The organism is Geomonas sp., from assembly GCF_056994735.1.
In genome coordinates, this window is sequence record NZ_JBXKJL010000510.1 from 1 (window position 1) to 2,035 (window position 2,035).

Consider the following 2,035-nt stretch of genomic DNA (forward strand, 5'->3'; position numbering starts at 1 on the left):
ATGTAAACTTTTAATAATATTTAGTAACTTTTTAGTAAGTCCTACATATAGTATTAGTATAAACTATATAAATTTAAGGGGGACACACCATGTTTAATAAAAAGATATCTATGACAGTAACAGATTATTTTAGAATAGTAAAACCAACTTACACTTATTTCAAGATCACACCAAGTAAGAATATAAAGAATCATAATTCAACACTAGTAGCATCACTTATAAATAAATGTTATAAGCATTGGACAGAAAGAATACACAAGCTAGAACGAGGTTTCTTCTATGAGAAAGAAGGGTACAAAGTTAGTTACTTTGTACTAATAGAAAAGTTCAATGTAGAGTTTTATATGCTTGTACCCGAGTATTACAAGAATCTATTTAAAGAGAAAATGACAGACGTATGGAAAGAAGCCACTATTGAAGAAGTTGTTGACGTTCCAACCTTTGATGATTCGGCTGTTAAATATCAACTAGGATACTCTAAAGATGATGCAATGAGCCTTAGTACCGATAGAAGAACAAAACCACTCCTAGACAGCAATCTGAACGTTATAGACATACTAGAAGAAGATGAAAGAGTAGGCATATATTATAATTTCATTCCAACTTCTGCATATGAGCAAACAGGCTTTAAAACTAATTATATTAAGACTATGCAAAAGAGAAGCGAAGGTAAAAGTATATTAAAAGATAACTTAACAGGGCTTAACCTATTAGCAATAGTCTTTGAAGTTGGTCTTGGAACTGTATTTGATGTAATACAATCCTTTCTAGGTGGAAATACAAAGAAACAAGCATTTGAAAAGGCTTACAACTTCTTCGCTAGTGAAACACTAAAACAAGCTACTAAGGATAAAAGAAATAAGGAAGTTACTAAAACTCAAATAATGGTTGTATCACAATCTAAGGATAGTAAAAGAGCAACACAAAACGCACAATCAGTTTGCGAAAGCTTCAACACACTAGAAGGAGACAATGAACTTACCTATAAGAAATATAAAGGTAAATTTGATATTGAAAGCATGAAGACTAATACAGCTACAAGCCTAATGAGTGCTGATGAAATACAAAACTTTATTGATCTACCTTCTAGGGACTTAATAGAAAAATATAACTTAAATGCTATAGCTACAAAACAACAGGGTGTGCCTGTAGAGTGTTTAAATGGGAATATAAGGCTAGGCACTAATGAAGTTAAAGGACTAGAAACAAAGGCATATTTCAGCACACATAAAGAAAACTCTAACATGTCTACTGTTATCTTTGCACAAATGGGAAGTGGTAAAACTACATTCTTAGCTAATGTTGGAAATGATTGTGTAAAAGCTAATGAAGGGTTATTGGTACTTGATTATATAGGAAATTGTAAACTAGCTAGAGAAATAAAAAAGGTTACACCAAAAGAAAAATTAATTGAAATAGATTTATCTGATAAGTGTTGTAGTGAAGCATTTGGATTTAATGAAGCAAAGTTTATGGATAGCACAGACTTATACGAAAGGTTGCAAATAGCCAATACAATGGCTAGCCAAACACTAGAATTAATAAATAGTATAAATAGTGCTGATATGGAATTAAAACCACGTATGAGAAGATTTCTTTCTTCAGCCTGTTTGGTTGTATATGCACATGAAGGAAACAGTTTAAAACACGTTATACAATGCCTAGAGGACCATACAAAGAGAATGAAGTATATAAACAACTTACCTAAAGAATTAAAAGACTATTTAGAAGAAGAAGTAAATTGTTTAATGGAGTTAAACGAATATGACAAGAACACAAAGGAAGTAACAGGCACTAAAGATAGTAAAATAGAACATATCTTGGATAGAATAAACCTATTAAAAGAACACTTTATGTTGAAAATGATGTTTAATAGATCAACCGAAGATAATATAAACTTTGTATCAGCTATGCAAGAAGGAAAAATAATACTTGTCTATATGCCAGAAAGCTTTTTTAATACTGAACACGTTAAAAGTATCTTAGCAACATATTTTATATCAAAGGTATGGTTAGCTAGTCAAATAAGAGAAGG

General features: G+C 30.9%; 1 protein-coding gene. It reads left to right on the forward strand.

The genetic code is table 11. The features are described from left to right. Window positions 1-89: 89 nt before the first annotated feature. Window positions 90-2,035 (forward strand): hypothetical protein (locus tag AC11W3_RS21345; protein ID WP_484093738.1); only part of this gene is annotated, 1,946 nt, incomplete at its 3' end.